This window comes from Putridiphycobacter roseus (genome assembly GCF_003234935.1).
In the GTDB taxonomy this organism is placed as follows: domain Bacteria; phylum Bacteroidota; class Bacteroidia; order Flavobacteriales_D; family Crocinitomicaceae; genus Putridiphycobacter; species Putridiphycobacter roseus.
This window is the reverse complement of sequence record NZ_QKSB01000001.1, coordinates 198,235-215,365: the sequence shown is the minus strand read 5'-3', so window position 1 is coordinate 215,365 and position 17,131 is coordinate 198,235. Positions and strand designations below refer to the sequence as shown.

Here is a 17,131-nt window from a genome sequence, read left to right as displayed (position 1 = left end):
GAAGAGTAATAGGAGAAGGAGAAATGCTATTTCCTTAAAAAGTAGTATTATTGTATCCTAAACCCTTTTCACATGAAGAAAATTATTTACGGTTTCAGTTTAATTGCCGTTTTAGGTCTACTGTTTTCTAGTAAGGCAATACAGCAAATCAATTCTCCGAACGAATATAAAACAAAGCATGTAATTATTCTTGTGTTAGATGGACCACGTTGGTCTGAAACTTTTGGTGATTCTACCAAACAAAATGTGCCCTATTTAAATAATGAACTAAGGCCACAAGGGGTGTTTTTTAATGATTTTTCAAATGACGGCCCTACCTATACAATAAGTGGGCATACTGCCATGACTACGGGTATTTATCAGCACATGGAAAATTCAGGAAAGGAAATCCCTAAAAGACCTTCTATTTTCCAGTATTACTTAAAGCAATATAAAGCAGATAAAAGAAAAGCTTGGGTAATGACAACTAAAGGAAAGTTAAATGTTTTAGGCTATACAAAAGCTAAAGGTTGGGTGAGAGAATTTTATCCCTCTGTATATTCCGGAATTAATGGTTCTGGTACTGGTTATCCTGGTGATGCGAAGTTGTTTAAAATATTCCAAGAATTAATTACATTAAATAAACCAGCAGTTACGATAATAAATTTATTAGAAATTGACGCATGGGCACACCAAGGTAATTGGAAAAATTATATTCGTGCAATTAAGCAAAACGACAAACTGGCTTTTGAGTTGTGGGACATGATTCAAAAGGATGAGGTAATGAAAGATAATACTACTTTGTTTATTACAAATGACCACGGAAGACATTTAGATAATGTAAAAGATGGATTTAAAAGTCATGGGGATAGATGTGCAGGCTGTAAAAAAATAAGTTTAATTGCAATTGGACCTGACTTTAAAGCTGGTACTGAAATTAATCAACACCACGATTTATTAGACCTAAATGCAACAGCTGCCGAATTATTACACATAAATATGCCAACGGCTAAAGGAAATGTAATTTGGGAACTATTGGGTAAAAAAAGTGAAAACAAGGATCAAAAATGATCGAGTAAGGATTTGATTTCTGCCTTAGTATTGTGTGCATGAATACAAATTCTGATTCTTTCTTGTCCAATTGGTACTGTTGGTGGTGCAATTCCTCGTACTGCAAATCCCGCTTCAATTAATTCGTTTATTTTGTCGACCAGTAATTTTATATCTGGAATGATAATCGCTTGAATGGAAGTGGAACTATTGGTGATTTGTAAGCTTTTTCCTTGGGCCAATGAACGAAAGTAATTGATGTTTTCCCTTAGTGTTTTTCTTTCTTTATTCATGCCTTTCACTAACTCAAAAACTTGTCTAATTCTACCTGCCGTAAAATCAGAAATAGCTGTAGTATAAATAAAAGGCTTTGAAAAGTTGATGAGGTATTCCCGCATTTGATGGGAACATAAAACTACTGCACCAAATGCACCATAAGCCTTGCTGAAGGTGATTAATTTAATGAAAATATCTTCGTCTAAATCAAATTCATGCGACAAACCTCGTCCTTCATTTCCAATTACACCACCAGAGTGTGCTTCATCTACTATGATATATGCACCATATTCCTTTGCTAATTTTACAATTTCAGCCAAAGGAGAGATGTCACCATCCATGGAGTAAATGGACTCTACCACCACATAAATATTACCTTTGGCTAGTTTTAATTTGGAGGCTAAACTTTGAAGGTCATTGTGTTTGAAATTGTATGATTTTGCAAAACTCATTCGAACACCATCACGAATCGAAGCATGGATTAAACTATCAAAAATAACGGTGTCTCCCCGTTCCAAAATGGAAGAAAATATACCATAGTTGGCATCTAAACCTGAATTGAAAAGTAAACCACTTTCATAGTTAAAAAAAGCAGCTAAGTCTTTTTCTAAATCTTCTACATAATTTGAATTGCCAGAAATTAACCTTGATCCAGTTGAGCCATGTGCTAAATCACTATGATATTTCACTTTAGCAGCACCAAAATAATCATTTGAATAAAAGTCAATCAAATGGTCTAAGTCTATCATGGTACGATAACTACCATCCTTTAATCTTTTATCAATTTTAGCTTGTAAGTTTAAGGGGAATTTCATAAGACTTATTTGGGATTTGTGCAAATATAATTGGATTATTGATTAGTATTCAGATTGTTGAAATTATGTTAATAAGGCGTTTTTAATGTCGGTTATGCGTCTGGCAAACCGAGTATTAAAATCGTATAAAATGAACTAATAATTACTGTAACTACTTTTTTATGCGCTTGGAAGCTTTAACTTTGTGTTATGAAAAGTATTGACTTCATTCAAAAAAATACCCAATTAAAAGAGGCACAGATTAAATCGGTTTTAAGTTTAACTGAAATAGGAGGGACTATACCTTTTATCGCGAGATATAGAAAGGAGCAAACTGGAAATTTAGATGAGGTACAAATTGATGCAATATTAAAGTCAAACACCACTTTTGAAAATATAGTAAAAAGAAAAGAGCACATTCTAAAAGTAATGGATGAATCTGGTGATTTGACAGCGGAATTGGATAAGAAAATTAAAGCTTGTTTTGAATTGACCAAGCTGGAAGATATTTATTTACCTTTCAAAAAGAAAAAAGTAAATTTAGCCACAAAGGCTACTAAAGCTGGTTTAATTGGTCTGGCAAAGATGGTCATGTCTCAACAGAATGGAGACCCTCTACAATGGGCAGATCGATTTTTGGCAACAGATTTTGATACGGCCGAACTTGCAATGGCTGGTGCGGAGGCAATTATTGTTTCGTGGATTGTTGAAAATGATATCGTACGAGATAAAATGCGAGATTCATTCCTGAAATTTAGTATTTTAAGTAGTAAGAAAATTAAGAATGCAATAGATAAAGAAGAGAAGTTTAAAGCGTATTATGAATTTACACAAGCTGTAAATCAATGTCCTTCTTATCGCTTATTAGCTGCCTTAAGGGGGGAGAATGAAAAAGTGTTAAGGGTGAAAATTCGTCCAAATGACGACTATAACTTACAGTGGTTAAATCGATTTTTTATCAAACAAAACAACCAAAGTACCGCCGTGATTGAAAAGGCCATTAAAACGGCTTACAAAAAAAACTTAGAACCTAGCCTGGAGACCGAAGTCCGCAATCACTTTAAGGGACTTGCAGACGACAAATCGATTGGTAACTTCAGTAAAAATTTACGCCAAATATTATTGGCTCCTCCCATTGGCTCCAAAAGAATTTTAGCCATAGATCCAGGTTTTAGAACTGGTTGTAAAGTGGTCTGTTTGGCTGAAAATGGGGACCTATTGAACAATACGACAGTTTACCCACATCCACCCAAAAATGAACGCAGCAAAGCGTCGGCCAAAATAGGCCAATTGGTTGAAATGTATAAAATTGATGCCATTGCAATCGGAGATGGTACCGCGGGTAGAGAATCGGAAAATTGGATTAAACACATCCACTTTAACCGGGATGTAAAAGTTTACATTGTAAGAGAAGATGGCGCTTCAATTTACTCCGCTTCCAAAATTGCAAGAGAAGAATTTCCAGATTTTGATGTCACCGTCAGAGGGGCAGTGTCAATTGGAAGAAGGTTGAGTGACCCCTTGGCTGAATTGGTGAAAATTGATCCGAAATCATTGGGCGTTGGACAATATCAACACGACGTCAATCAAGTGAAATTAAAAGAAGCACTTGATTTTATGATATTTCAAGCCGTCAATCAAGTTGGGGTAAATTTAAATACCGCTTCAAAACATTTATTGGCATATGTTTCTGGTCTAGGACCGAAATTAGCGGAATCTATTGTTGAGTACCGATCAAAGAATGGAAGTTTTAAAACGAGAGAAGAATTGAAAAAAGTACCTAGACTAGGTGCTAAAGCTTTTGAACAAGCTGCAGGTTTTTTAAGAATAAAAAACGCATTAAATCCACTGGATAATTCTGCGATTCATCCTGAGCAATATAGTGTGGTAAGTCAACTGAGTAAAACTTATAAAGTTAAACCCGCTGCTTTAATTGGCAATGACACTATTCTTTCAAAAGTACTTGCCGACGAAGCATTGATAAATGAAATTGGTGGATTTACTTTGGCTGATATAGTAAAGGAACTCAAAAAGCCCGGAGTTGATCCAAGGGCTTCGGTAAAAATATTTGAATTTACACCTGGAATTAAAACCATTGAGGATGTAAAGGTTGGGATGATGATTAATGGAATTGTCACCAATGTTACAGATTTTGGCGCCTTTGTTAATGTAGGAATCAAGCAAAATGGGTTAATTCATAAAACACAATTGGCCAATCATTTTGTGGAGACACCAACGGATGTAATTCAAATTGATGCACACGTGCAAGCAAAAGTAATTGAGGTAGATGCTGCAAGAAATCGCATTGGCTTAACGTTGAAAATTTAAATAATTATTATCTTTCCAATATGAAGCATGGCTTTTTATTTTTTTTGTTGAATTTTAACTTGTTTTTTGTAGCTGGACAGGTTTCGAGTCAAATAGGTGCTCGTCAAGTCGGTTTAGGAAATGTAGGGGCAACATTGAGTGATGTTGTTGCAGTGAAAAATAATCCGGGTGCTTTTGGTTTTTTTGAAGGCACAGCAGTAAATTTACAATATGCCAATCGGTTTTTACTGAATGAGTTGGCTACCCAAAATATTAGTTTTGGACATCAGACCGAAGCTGGTAATGTGGGCGTTTTTATACAGCAGTCAGGTTTTCAATTATTTAGGCAGATACAAATAGGTGGGACTTATGCCATGCAATTATCCAATCGCATTGGAATGGGGGTGAATTTAAATTACCATTCTACCCGTTTTGGAGATATATACGGTAAAACACAAAATGTATCTGCTAGTGTCGGCGTAAACTATAAACTAAATAAAAAAGTGCAATTTGGCGCCAGTGTATTAAACATTAACCGGGCTAAGATTTCCGATTTCCAAAACGAAAGGTTGCCTACTTTATTTATTCTTGGAGGTCAGTTTCAACTGAGTAACCAGATTATTTGGCTTATCGATCTTGAAAAAGATTTGTCGCAAAAATTAAATATTAAGTCAGGACTGGAAATTAATGCAAATGCAGTGTTTGATATTCGTTTTGGAATCAATACATATCCTTTTCAGTCCGCTTTTGGTGTGGGGATTAATTTGAATAAGTTTACCATTGATATCGCCAGTGTTTGGCATGCCCAAATTGGCCTTACGCCAACCATAGGGTTAACCTATGCTTTTAAATGAAAAAAATTCTAGCCATTCTTCTTTTTTTTATCACAGGCAATAGCTTTGCGCAAGTGAATGAAATGGAGAAGGATTTAATTTTAGAAAGAACCATAGAATTTATTAGTCAGGAGTTTGAAGATACAGATATAGACTTTACAGGTATCATTGAAATCTATTATTTTTTAATGGATAATCCACTCAATTTAAATCAAGCTACTGCGGAAGATTTAAAGGAGTTAAGATTGTTAACCGATCAACAAATTAATGCCTTGATTTCCTATCGAAAGTCCTTACGTAAAATTTTAAGTATATATGAATTAAACGCTATTCCTGGTTTTGATAGATCCACGATAGATAGAATACTGCCTTTTGTCAGAATTGGAGCGTCTACTTTAGATCAGGTAAATTGGAAAAAAGCTTTTAAATATGGGAAGCATGATTTAATGTTGCGGTACCAAAGGGTGTTGGAAGAAAAAGCAGGTTACCTTACTTTGCCCGATTCTATTTTAGCACTCAACCCGAATAAAAAATATTTAGGGGATGCCAATAAATATTACTTAAGGTATCGGTATACCTATAAAAATAACTTGAGTATTGGTTTAACAGCTGAAAAAGATCCAGGGGAAGCATTTACTTTTAATCCACAACAAAAAGGATTTGACTTTTATTCTGGTCATGTGATGGTACAGGATCTTGGCGTTTTTAAAAAATTAGTAGTAGGTGATTTTCAAGTGAGTTTCGGTCAAGGCTTAAATATTTGGACAGGTTTTAATATGGGGCGTTCGGCTCAAGTTTTGAATGCCAAACAATATGGTCAAGGATTGCGTGCTTATACCTCGGTGAACGAGGGGAATTTTATGCGTGGTGTAGGCATGAGTTTTGGTGAAAATAAATGGCAGACGACCTTATTTGCATCTTACAAAAAAGTAGACGCAGTACTCCAAAATAATGACTCACTATTATTGGAGGATTATGTAAATACTTTTCAATTGACAGGCTATCATAGGACAGAAAAGGAATTGGCGGCAAAAAATACCATAGGTCAAATGAATGTGGGAGGGGCACTAAGTTATCAGACTGAAAATTTTAAAATTAATATGACCGGGATGTACACGCATTTTGATAAAAATATTGAAGGCAGTGATTTGTTGTATAATAAGTTTGACTTTAATGGAACTTCTCAGGTTTCGATAGGTGTAGATTACCAGTATATTTGGCATAAGGTATCTCTTTTTGGAGAGACAGCAAGTGCCCTCAATGGAAAGTTAAATACCATAAATGGAGTGACCTGGCATGTGGATCCCAAATTAGATTTAGTGGTCATGCACCGCTATTTTAGTCTGGCCAATCAAAACTTATATGTCGCTAATTTTTCTGGTAGCTCACAAAACGAGAATGGTATTTATTTTGGTTTTTTGGCAAGACCAACTTCGAAAATAAACGTATCAGCTTATTACGACCAATATCAGTCTAAATGGTTAAAATATTTAGTGGATGGCCCTTCTGTAGGTAGCGCAATTTTCTTCCAAATTGATTTTGATTTGAGTCGGTACGCAAATTTTTATATACGGTATAGAAATAAGTTGAAAGAAAGAAATATAAGTAGTTCTGATGCTTCCATTACACCGCAGGATTTTGAAGCAACACATCATTTTAGGTTAAACTATTCCCATAGTGTAAATAAAAATATTACGGTTAAGTCTCGTTTTGAATACGCGTTTTATGATTTTAATAAAACGACATCAAAAGGCATTGTCTTATTTCAAGATGTGATTTATAAATTTAACAAAATACCGCTTAAATTATATGCTAGGTATGCCGTTTTTGATACGGATGACTATAATTCAAGGATTTATACGTATGAAAATGATTTGCTGTATGTATTTAGTATTCCTGCATTGTACAACCAAGGATTTCGGACTTATTTAATGGGGAAATATGAAATAGGTAGAAAAGTGGATATATGGGTACGTTGGAGCAGAACCACTTTTATCAATGAAAAATCCCTGTCTACCGGCCTAGAAGAAATAGCAGGTAACCACCGTTCGGAAATAAAGGTTCAGTTAAAGTTTAGGTTTTAGTTTAATATTTCATCCAAGGCCTCTAATATTAACTCTCTAGGGACAACTTGTTCAATGATGCCTTTGCCTATTGTATTTATTAACGTAAATTGAATTTTACCATTTTTGTTTTTTTTATCATTCTCCATCAATTTTATCAAAGTAGCTTGCTGCGAACTGTCAAGGTTTAAAGGGGGATAGATGTCCGTGATAATATAACTTATTTCTTCCCATTCCGATTTAGTTAATAAGTTGGATTTATAAGCGATAAAGGCTTCGGCATACATGCCCCAAGCAATTGCGATACCATGTTGGATAGGTTGCTCATTAACGAGTAAAAAACCTTCAATGGCATGGCCTATCGTGTGGCCAAAGTTTAAACTTTTTCGGATGTTTTGTTCTAATGGGTCTAAACGTACAATTTCTTGTTTAATTTCTACGGAATCTTTAATGAAAGGAAGGGCACCTTCCGTTTTTGTGCAGTTGAATTTTTTCAGTTCTTCCCAATGCCTTTTTGAGTATATTAAACCGTGTTTTAACATCTCAGCATAACCAGATAGCATTGCCTCGTGGGGCAAGGTGCTTAAATATCCTGAATTAATAAATACCTTTTGTGCATTAGTAAATACACCAATTTGATTTTTTAAAGGACCTAAGTCAATACCTGTTTTTCCACCTATCGAAGCATCTACTTGGGACAGTAAAGTGGTTGGGATATTGATGAAGTCAATACCTCTTTTGTAAATAGCAGCTATAAAACCACCAATGTCACTCACCATTCCACCACCAAAATTAATCAAGAGATCTGCCCTGGAAATTTTGTAATCCGACAAGGTTTCAATGACTTGAACTACTATTTCCATGCATTTTGACGCTTCTCCTTCAGGAATTTGAATTATCTCAGCGTCATTTAAGGCTGGAATGGAAGTGATAAAATTCTCTATCCAAATGCCAAAAACCTTATCATCCGTCAAAATTATTTTTTTAGATTGCTTGTAATTTTTCTCTAAAAATTCTTGAATTGCTTCATTACTTTCAGTTCCAAAGTATATGGCGTTTTTATCGGTTTGCATTTCATTTTTCATCACCAAACAAAGATAAAATAAATTGGATGGAAGTGATAATAATTATTGCGGAATAGAACTTAAATCAAAAACAGAATTATATTTGCGTATGATTTCATTCGATAATACAGAAATAGCCTTCGAAAGTAAGTCAAATTCTGACTTAAACTGGTCGTACTGGTTATTTAACCTCATGGGAAAACCATGGTTAGTAAAATTTGGTAAAGTAGCAACTAATGTTGCTTTTACTTTGCATTTACCGGTAAAAGGGTTGATAAAGAAAACAATTTTCAAACAGTTTTGTGGGGGAGAGTCTATTCAAGATTGTGACTTGAAAATAAATCAATTGAATAATTATAAAATTGGGACCATTCTTGATTACTCTGTAGAAGGTAAAGAGTCACTTGCAGATTTGGAAGCGACAAAAGAAGAAATAATCGATACCATCCTCAAGGGGAAAGCGAATGATGCCATACCATTTTCTGTTTTTAAAATTACAGGTGTTTCTCGATTTAGTTTGTTAGAGAAAGCAAATGATGGCGTAGAAAATTTAAATGAAAAAGAAAAGCAAGAATTCGCTAGCGTTTTAATGCGAGTGGATGCAATTTGTAAAGCTGCATTTGAAAATGATGTACCTGTATTTATTGATGCTGAAGACAGTTGGATTCAAAACAGTATAGATAGAATGGCAGATGCCATGATGGCAAAATATAACAAAGAGAAAGCTTGTGTTTATAATACCATTCAAATGTACCGTCACGACCGTCTAGATTTCCTAAAAACGAGTCATCAGAAAGCCAAAAATGGCAATTATATTTTAGGTGTGAAATTGGTGAGGGGCGCATATATGGAAAAAGAAAGAGACCGTGCTAAAGCCAAAGGGTATACTTCTCCCATTCAGCCCAACAAAGCAGCTACAGATAGGGATTATAATTTAGCTTTAACCTATATGGTAGAACATATCAATAATATAGCTGTTTGTGCAGGTACACATAATGAAGAGAGTTCAGCTAAACTTATTGCACTTATTGAAACACATCAGTTGGCTAAAAATCATCCGCATTTATATTTTGCACAATTATTAGGCATGAGCGATCATATTTCTTTTAATTTGTCCTTTAAAGGTTATAATGTCGCAAAATATGTTCCATATGGTCCTATCCAAGAAGTGATGCCTTATTTAATACGACGTGCAGAAGAAAATACTTCGGTTGCAGGTCAAATGGGAAGAGAGTTGTCACTTATAGTGAAAGAGAAAAAAAGAAGAAAAGCCATTTAAACGACTTGGACTGGTCCAATTTGCAACATTTCCTTTAAACATGCATTGCAAAGGCAATTATTATATTTTTCATGTATGTAGTTCAATTGCCATTTGTTTAGTTTAATGGTATTGCAATGACAGGCATCTATGTTGGATGCCTTACATTCAAACGATTGGTCACATTTTGCGCAGTTTTTTAACATTTAATGCTTGTTTTTGATTAAAAATTAAACAAAAATAAATATATTTGACTAAATAATACGCATAATGATTGGAGAAAATTTAAAATTCCTTCGTAAAAATAAAAAAATATCACAAGAAGAGCTTGCGAATGAATTGGGGTTAACCCGATCGTCCTATTCTGGTTATGAGAATGGCGTTGCAGAGCCAAATGTGCAAAATCTACTCAAGTTTAGTCAATTTTATGGGGTGCCTGTAGATGTGCTGATTAAAAAAGACTTGCCTAGTTTAGGGGTAGAAAAGTGGCATGAATTATCCCAAGGGGTTCACGTAGATTTAGAAGGTAAAAAGTTAAGAATTCTTGCGACAACCGTCAATGAAGACGACAATGAAAATATTGAATTAGTATCAGAAAAAGCAAGTGCTGGATATACTGCAGGCTACAGCGATCCTGAATTTATTTCTGTATTGCCTACCTTTCAACTACCTTTTTTAAAAAAAGATAGAAAATACCGTACATTTCCAATTAAGGGAGATTCCATGCCTCCAGTTTCTGATGGCAGTTATGTAGTGGGAGAATACGTTGAAAATTGGCGTAACTTAAAGTCGGGATATCCCTATATCGTAGTGACACAGAATGAAGGTGTTGTTTTTAAAATTGTCCACAATAGGCTAGATGATGCGCAAAGCTTCCAGCTGTGTTCTACTAATCCATTTTATGAACCTTATGAAGTACATGCAAATGAGGTGGTGGAGATATGGAAATTTGTGAATTACATTTGTCACGATATTCCATCTGTTAGTTTTAAAGAGAGCGAACTAACCAAAGCTATTTTAGGGTTACAGGCAGATGTGAAACATATTAGAAATACTTATATTCCAAAAAACGATTAATTTTACCAAATGAAAAATTTTTTCCTTCCTTTTATTATTCTATTTTCTTTTACAGTTTTAGCACAAAAGGAAGAGGTATTCATTCGGAAAATATATGATGAAGCGCTCGAGAATGGAGAAGCCTATGAAAATCTACGTTCATTGTGTAAAGATATTGGTGCGAGAGTTACCGGTTCTGCAGAAGCTGAAATGGCAGTTGAGTGGGGGCAAAGACTATTAAAGGCGGCTAATTTTGATAAGGTCTACTTGCAGGAGATCATGGTGCCACATTGGGAGAGAGGTACAAAAGAAGTGGGTTGGATAACCACGGAAAATGGTAAGTTATTAAAGTTAGATATTTTAGCTTTAGGTATGTCTATTGGTACCAATGGTTTATTGTCGGCTGAGGTAATTGAGGTAGAAGATTTGGATGCTTTACGCAATAAATCTGCCGCTGCAATTCAAGGGAAAATAGTATTTATCAATAAGCCTTTCGATCAAAAATTAATCAAAACATTTCAGGCGTATGGCGCTTGTTGGCCAATTAGAGGAAATGGTGCGGTGGAAGCTGCAAAAAAAGGAGCATTGGGTGTGGTTATTCGTTCACTTGCTACACCAACAGATCATTTTGCACATACTGGGTCTATGCATTATGAGGCGAATGTCAATAAAATACCCGCTGCGGCCATAAGTACAAAACATGCAAATGTATTAAGTGATTGGTTAAAGGAAGGTAAGGTTATATTAAAAATGGAAATGGACTGTGCCCAGTTTGCAGATAAAGTATCTTATAATGTTATAGGAGAAATGACGGGTAAAGAAGATGCACAAATAATAACTATTGGTGGACATTTGGACTCTTGGGATGTGGGAGAAGGTGCCCATGATGATGGTGCTGGTGTAGTACATAGTGTAGAGGCATTGAGAATATTAAAAGAACTTGGTTATAAAAATAAACACACGCTTAGGGTGGTGTTGTTTATGAATGAGGAAAATGGAAATTTTGGTGGGAAAACTTACGCAAAAATTGCTGCTGAAAAAAAAGAAGTGCATATTGCTGCCATAGAATCTGATCGTGGTGGTTTTTTACCTGTTGGATTTGATGTTGTCGGAGATAGCACACAACTTAAATTTGTGCAAAATATGTACAAAATATTGAACCCATTTCAAATATATAGACTGGAAGCAGGATATGGTGGGGTAGATATAAATCCCCTAAGAGAATATTATCCGGCTATGTTGCAATTAGGTTTAGCAATTAGTTCTCAAAGATATTTTGATTACCACCACGCACATTCAGATGTATTCGAAAATGTGAATAAAAGAGAATTAGAATTAGGTGCTGCAGCTATGAGCGCCATGCTTTATTTGTTAGATCAAAAATTGTAACAGCATTATTCTAAAAAAGTCACTTTTTTGATTATCCGGCTTCAAACGTTTAAAAATACTTTTGTCTATCAAATAATATGTTCTGTCTGTTTTATTATTCTATCTATCGAATATTTTTTCACATTCAAAAAAAATAACTTACATTGATAAATATATCCTTTCGAGGTAATTTTTAATATTTTGAAAATAAGCTACTTAGTATTTTTATTTATTTCTTTTAATTTATTCAGTTCGTTTGCCAATGACGAGAATGAAATTAAGGTGAATCATGATTCTTTAATTGAAATAGAAAAAAACAACCATAAAAAAATTCAATTGTTATTGAATAAGGCAGATGATTTTCTGTCGCACGATTATACTGTTTCTGCATTAGCCATGTTGGATGCCCAAACCTTATGTAAAGATTCTGGAGATCAAGAGATGCTGTTAAAGGTGAATACTAGGTTAGCAGAAATTTACACCAATTATTTTGCAGATTATTTTAAAGCCATGGAGTATTCAAGCTCAGCTTTGCTGCTTTCTAAAGATTTAGATAATTCGGTAGTCGAAATGTTAATGTATCAGAACATATCTACTGTTTTTGAAGGACTAAAAGATTCCAAAAAGGCGATTAATTATGCTGAAAATGCCTTAAATATAGCCAATCAACTCGATTTACCGAATCATCAAATAGCATTGAATTCAAGATTAGGGAAATTGTATGAAAAAAATAACCACCCACAAATAGCTATTGCCTATTATGGTAAGGTCTTAGAATACGAAAATGCACCTAGTTTCGATAGTTTCGTAGAAAATTACTTAAGCATTGCCAAATATTATGTTTTGGTGGATAGTCTTAAAATGGCGGAGGTGTATTACAAAAAAGCAGTGGACAAGGCAATACAATTTAATAAAAGTAAAGTTTTGGCAGATACTTATGCGCAATTTGCGGAGCTGGAATTGCTTAAAGGAGATGTGGAAGATGCCATTGTTTTTGCAACTAAAGGTTTGGCAATTTCAGATTCCTTGTCTTATATGTTGCAAAAAATTGCGAATCATAAAGTTTTGAATGAAATATATAAATTTCAAAATAAATATCAAGAAGCTTATGAGGAGCTCAACACGTATAATATTCTTAAAGACTCTATTTATAATGAGAAAATAAGTCACCAAATATTTTTATTTGAAGACGATTTTAAAGGTTTATTGGTTAGGTCATTAAAGGATAAGCAGCTCTCTCAAAAGTTAGAATTGAAAAATGAACAATTGAAACGAAATATACTAATTGGTAGTTTAGTTCTTTTTGTATTATTTGGTTTCGTAATGTTTTCTAGATTGCGAGTAACTACAAAGTTAAACAATCAGTTACACAAGCAAAAAGACGAGTTAAAAAGGCTTTCTATTGTGGCTTCTGATATTAATAACGCTGTGCTTATATTGGACGTTAAATTAAATGTAGAGTGGGTAAATAAAGGGTTTGAAAATTTAACGGGTTATGCCTTAAAAGATGTGATTGGAGAAAATCCTTTTTTAATGCAAAAAGGTCTTTTACCGAATGAAGAAAAAATTGATTATATCCTTCAAATGTTTCATTTAAAGGAACCATTTAGTGCAGACTATCAAGGGTTGACAAAAGAGGGTGGTTATTATTGGTTGGACGCAAACATCACGCCTTACTCAAATGATGATGGTGTTTTAGAAAAATTTATTGTTGTTGCAACAGATATTACTGAAAAGAAAGAAGCAGAATTAGGATTAAAAACTTCTTATGAATCTGCCCGATTGTTGAGTGAAATTGGCGTTGCAATTACTGCCGCAGATAATATCGAAGAAATAGTCGATATTGTATATGGTAAAATTGTTTCCTTAATGGATGCATCTTGTTTTGGTGTCGGTTTATTAGATAGTGAAAAACAAGAATTAAATTTCATCAATTTTATTGAAAAAGATAGGCGTTTTAAAAATATTGTTTGTGATTTAGATAATGATAATTTACTAGGGGTTGTTGCGGTTAAGCAAAACAAACCACTTTTGATTCACGATTTTGAAAAGGAAGTTTCTGATTATATAGAAGGTGAAATTCAAGCGGTAGCTGGTGAGATTCCAAAATCAGTAATGTATATTCCTTTGCTTTCTAAAGACAAAACAATTGGTGTGTTAACCGTACAATCTTTTAAAGCAAATGCCTATAAAGATAACCATTATAATTTAGCGAAAAATATAGCCAATTACATGGCTATTGCAATAGAAAAAACGGTGTTGTATCGTAATATGGAAAGTGAAGTGGTAAAAAGAACTGCGGAGATAATTGCACAAAAAAATGAATTATTGCATACCTATGCAAATACGAAATTATTAAGTGAAATTGGATCCGATATTTCTTCTACTTTAAATTTTGATGATGTTTTTGAAAATGTCCATTCAAAGATATCTCGTTTAATGGATGCAGAAATGTTTGGTGTGCGTCTGTATAATGAAGCTGCTAATGAAATTGAATATAGTTATGAAATTGAAAGTGGCGAATTAGATCCGTTGGGTAGCATACCAATTGGTGAAAAAATAAATTATACTATTTGGTGTATTAGAAATAAAAAAGATATTTTCATTGGTAATAATAAAATTGAATACATCAATTACATAGATGATATCGTGGTGCTAAACGGTAAATCACCTAATTCTTTGATGTTTACTCCAATGATAATTGATGGGCAAGTGATAGGAGTGGTTACGGTGCAGAGTATGCGTATCAATGCTTTTGAAAGACACCATTTGGATTTATTAAAGTCTTTGGCGTCTTATATTGGCTCCGCATTAGCAAATGGTGCATTGTATGCTACTTTAGAACATAAGGTTGAGGCCAGAACGATTGATCTAGCAGAAAAAAATAAAAATATTACCGATAGTATCAATTATGCACGTAGAATACAAGCAGGGATATTACCTTCTGATAATTTAATCAATAGTCTTTTACCAAAGTCTTTTGTCTGCTTTAAACCAAAAGATATTGTTAGTGGTGACTTTTATTGGATTGCGGAAAAAAACGGTAAAGTATTTGTCGCTGTGGTAGACTGTACCGGACATGGTGTGCCAGGTGCATTTATGAGTATAATTGGAGAGAGTTTATTAGAGCAAGCCATTAATGAACCATACATCAATCACACGAATGAGATTTTAGACTTTATGCAAGAAGGTTTGCAAAAATTATTTGAACAAGAAAATGCATCAGGAAGTTATAATGATCTTTTTGATGGTATGGACATGTCTATTTGCGCCATTAATATGCATAAAAAGCGACTAGAGTATTCTGGGGCTAGTAATTCTCTATTTAAGATTAAAAATGATAAGGTAGAAAGATATAGAGGAGATAAATTTGGGGTAAGTGCTTTAGTGTACGGTGAGAAAAGAAATTTTTCTAGTCAATATATAGACTTTGAAGCGGGGGACTCGTTTTTTATATTGTCTGACGGTATTCCGGATCAATTTGGAGGGCCAAGTAACAAGAAGTTTGGTTATAGAAGGCTTGGGGAGATCTTGCTTGAAATAAGCAGTCTAAACATAGAAAATCAAAAGGCTGTTTTAGAAACAGCCTTAGAAGAATGGGGAGATGGAATAGAGCAAACGGATGACATTTGCCTACTTGGTTTTAAAATTTAGAAATGAACTTCAAATTGTAATCTCCAATAAATGTTATCATTTTTCCCTTTATTTTCAAAAGTAGTGTTGGGGTAATAATTATCTCGGTAAGAAAGGTCTGTTTGAAATTTAAACTTGTGTGCGTTGAAAAATTTTGAAAAACCAAGGGTGTATTCTTTCATAGAGTTACCTACTACAATGTCTTTTTCTATAGCGGTATATCTTAGGGCTAATTCCACGTTTTTATCAAACATCCAACCCGCAGATAAATTGTAACCACTACCTACGTCATAAGTACCAATTTCATTGTCGTCTTCAAATACATTTGGATTCCCATCCTCGGTATCTTTAAGTGCGTATTCCCCCATAATCGATAACTTTTTATACTTAAACATAAAATCAATAAAAAGGGTATGTAGGGTTTTGGCATTGTTAAAGTCGTTTATTAAGATGTAAGCACCTAATTGGCCTCCTTCTTTTGATGCTTTATCATTGATGTCGTAAGCAGCACTTACCGATAGCTTAGGTTTAGCTTCATATTTCACTGCTGATCCAACATAATCTCCTTTAGAAGCGAATTTTCCAAAAGGTAAAAATTCAACTTTAAAGGTATAGTCGAACCCACCTTGGTTCCCTGCAGTTACGTTTCTACCTTCACCCTGTGTAAGTGCGGCTGTTTCTTGGATGATAAAGTTATTTCCCAGTTTAAAGTGATGGTGAAATTGTAAACCAATATCCCTATCAATATTAAAGGTAGAATTTAATAAGGAACGATCTACAAATTGTAAATTGGCAGAAGAAATGACTCTTTCTCTATTTCCTGGAAGTTTAGTTTGTCCTATTTTAACGGAAAAATTGCGGTAAAAATTCCAATCAATATAGGCGTCTAATACAATACTAGATGCAAAATTGGTTTGGGGATTATTTGCTGCACCAATGTCTCTATTGCTTAATCCTAATTCTAATTTATATTTAATCTTTGGAGAGTATACGATACCATCAAATTTTAATCGCCATCTCCTAATCAGAAAGTTGCTGCTGTAATCTTCCACATAATTTAAATCATCATTTCTTACAGACCATTGGTTAATGAATAAGGTCTGAAATCTAACACCAATTTTCATGGTGTAACTAGAGTCCTTGCCTACAAATTGGAGGCCTTTACCAAAGGTTGGCATAGTGGTTTGTGAATGCCCAAGGTTCCCAAGGAATAAGAAGAAGATGATGAAGCTAAAAATTTTCATAGTTTTTTCGTTTACGGGGCAAATATCATATTAATTTAATTTAAAATTAACCTCACCCCCTTAATCATAACGTTAATTTAATATCGAAAATTAAAAATATTGGTTATAAAAATAGCCTTAATTGCTTTTAATCAATTTGTTTGGATAGTGATTTTGTGTTGTTTGTGCCGAGGTAAAATAAGTTATTCCAGTAATAAAATATAGAA

Annotated in this window: 12 protein-coding genes; 8 read left to right on the top strand and 4 right to left on the bottom strand. The window is 34.0% G+C overall.

Annotated features, from left to right (window positions below; genetic code table 11):
* The first annotated feature begins 72 nt into the window (after positions 1 to 72).
* The gene (locus DNU06_RS00960) at positions 73 to 1,050 is read left to right on the top strand and encodes a sulfatase-like hydrolase/transferase (protein WP_111061335.1); all 978 of its coding nucleotides are present in this window, start codon (positions 73 to 75) and stop codon (positions 1,048 to 1,050) included.
* Here the strand turns inward: DNU06_RS00960 and DNU06_RS00955 are convergent.
* Positions 1,041 to 2,120: an aminotransferase class I/II-fold pyridoxal phosphate-dependent enzyme gene (locus tag DNU06_RS00955; protein ID WP_111061334.1), complete on the bottom strand. Its 1,080-nt coding sequence runs from the start codon at positions 2,118 to 2,120 to the stop codon at positions 1,041 to 1,043. The two genes, DNU06_RS00960 and DNU06_RS00955, sit on opposite strands and share 10 nt — an antisense overlap.
* 189 nt (positions 2,121 to 2,309) lie before the next feature.
* Between DNU06_RS00955 and DNU06_RS00950 the strand changes: the two genes are divergently transcribed.
* The 3 genes from DNU06_RS00950 to DNU06_RS00940 are packed head-to-tail and all read left to right on the top strand — an operon-like array spanning position 2,310 to position 7,323.
* A complete protein-coding gene (locus DNU06_RS00950; RefSeq protein ID WP_111061333.1) occupies positions 2,310 to 4,427 on the top strand; it encodes a helix-hairpin-helix domain-containing protein in 2,118 nt (705 codons plus the stop codon).
* Between the two features lie 20 nt (positions 4,428 to 4,447).
* Positions 4,448 to 5,260: a PorV/PorQ family protein gene (locus DNU06_RS00945; RefSeq protein ID WP_111061332.1), complete on the top strand. Its 813-nt coding sequence runs from the start codon at positions 4,448 to 4,450 to the stop codon at positions 5,258 to 5,260.
* The gene (locus DNU06_RS00940) at positions 5,257 to 7,323 is read left to right on the top strand and encodes a ComEA family DNA-binding protein (RefSeq protein WP_111061331.1); all 2,067 of its coding nucleotides are present in this window, start codon (positions 5,257 to 5,259) and stop codon (positions 7,321 to 7,323) included. The genes DNU06_RS00945 and DNU06_RS00940 overlap by 4 nt, the downstream gene beginning before the upstream one ends.
* On the opposite strand, the gene aroB is transcribed toward DNU06_RS00940, so the two are convergent.
* Positions 7,320 to 8,387 (bottom strand): 3-dehydroquinate synthase, encoded by a 1,068-nt coding sequence (aroB, locus tag DNU06_RS00935; protein WP_111061330.1) that lies wholly within the window; start codon positions 8,385 to 8,387, stop codon positions 7,320 to 7,322. The two genes, DNU06_RS00940 and aroB, sit on opposite strands and share 4 nt — an antisense overlap.
* Positions 8,388 to 8,475: 88 nt before the next feature.
* On the opposite strand from aroB, the gene DNU06_RS00930 reads away from it, so the two are divergent.
* On the top strand, positions 8,476 to 9,645 hold the full coding sequence (locus DNU06_RS00930; RefSeq protein WP_111061329.1) for a proline dehydrogenase family protein: 1,170 nt from the start codon (positions 8,476 to 8,478) through the stop codon (positions 9,643 to 9,645).
* Here DNU06_RS00930 and DNU06_RS18170 read toward each other — a convergent pair.
* Complete coding sequence (locus DNU06_RS18170; protein ID WP_111061328.1) at positions 9,642 to 9,830, bottom strand: cysteine-rich CWC family protein; 189 nt, start codon at positions 9,828 to 9,830, stop codon at positions 9,642 to 9,644. The genes DNU06_RS00930 and DNU06_RS18170 overlap by 4 nt on opposite strands.
* Positions 9,831 to 9,894: 64 nt before the next feature.
* Between DNU06_RS18170 and DNU06_RS00920 the strand changes: the two genes are divergently transcribed.
* The 3 genes from DNU06_RS00920 to DNU06_RS00910 all read left to right on the top strand — a co-directional run bounded on the left by DNU06_RS00920 (position 9,895) and on the right by DNU06_RS00910 (position 15,702).
* Positions 9,895 to 10,701 (top strand): XRE family transcriptional regulator, encoded by an 807-nt coding sequence (locus DNU06_RS00920; RefSeq protein WP_111061327.1) that lies wholly within the window; start codon positions 9,895 to 9,897, stop codon positions 10,699 to 10,701.
* 9 nt (positions 10,702 to 10,710) lie between these two features.
* Entirely contained in the window at positions 10,711 to 12,069 is a 1,359-nt protein-coding gene (locus DNU06_RS00915) for a M20/M25/M40 family metallo-hydrolase (RefSeq protein WP_111061326.1), read from the top strand.
* Positions 12,070 to 12,249: 180 nt separating this feature from the next.
* Positions 12,250 to 15,702, top strand: a complete 3,453-nt coding sequence (locus DNU06_RS00910; RefSeq protein WP_111061325.1) for a GAF domain-containing protein — start codon at positions 12,250 to 12,252, stop codon at positions 15,700 to 15,702.
* On the opposite strand, the gene DNU06_RS00905 is transcribed toward DNU06_RS00910, so the two are convergent.
* Positions 15,699 to 16,925 carry a porin gene (locus DNU06_RS00905; protein ID WP_111061324.1) on the bottom strand — a complete coding sequence of 409 codons (1,227 nt, stop codon included), beginning with the start codon at positions 16,923 to 16,925 and terminating at the stop codon, positions 15,699 to 15,701. The two genes, DNU06_RS00910 and DNU06_RS00905, sit on opposite strands and share 4 nt — an antisense overlap.
* Positions 16,926 to 17,131 lie beyond the last annotated feature (206 nt).

What these genes read in the sequence shown, in the direction of transcription:
- DNU06_RS00960 (WP_111061335.1), top strand. Translation starts at nt 73, where the DNA reads ATGAAGAAAATTATTTACGGTTTCAGTTTAATTGCCGTTTTAGGTCTA.
- DNU06_RS00955 (WP_111061334.1), bottom strand. Translation starts at nt 2,120, where the DNA reads ATGAAATTCCCCTTAAACTTACAAGCTAAAATTGATAAAAGATTAAAG.
- DNU06_RS00950 (WP_111061333.1), top strand. Translation starts at nt 2,310, where the DNA reads ATGAAAAGTATTGACTTCATTCAAAAAAATACCCAATTAAAAGAGGCA.
- DNU06_RS00945 (WP_111061332.1), top strand. Translation starts at nt 4,448, where the DNA reads ATGAAGCATGGCTTTTTATTTTTTTTGTTGAATTTTAACTTGTTTTTT.
- DNU06_RS00940 (WP_111061331.1), top strand. Translation starts at nt 5,257, where the DNA reads ATGAAAAAAATTCTAGCCATTCTTCTTTTTTTTATCACAGGCAATAGC.
- aroB (WP_111061330.1), bottom strand. Translation starts at nt 8,387, where the DNA reads ATGAAAAATGAAATGCAAACCGATAAAAACGCCATATACTTTGGAACT.
- DNU06_RS00930 (WP_111061329.1), top strand. Translation starts at nt 8,476, where the DNA reads ATGATTTCATTCGATAATACAGAAATAGCCTTCGAAAGTAAGTCAAAT.
- DNU06_RS18170 (WP_111061328.1), bottom strand. Translation starts at nt 9,830, where the DNA reads ATGTTAAAAAACTGCGCAAAATGTGACCAATCGTTTGAATGTAAGGCA.
- DNU06_RS00920 (WP_111061327.1), top strand. Translation starts at nt 9,895, where the DNA reads ATGATTGGAGAAAATTTAAAATTCCTTCGTAAAAATAAAAAAATATCA.
- DNU06_RS00915 (WP_111061326.1), top strand. Translation starts at nt 10,711, where the DNA reads ATGAAAAATTTTTTCCTTCCTTTTATTATTCTATTTTCTTTTACAGTT.
- DNU06_RS00905 (WP_111061324.1), bottom strand. Translation starts at nt 16,925, where the DNA reads ATGAAAATTTTTAGCTTCATCATCTTCTTCTTATTCCTTGGGAACCTT.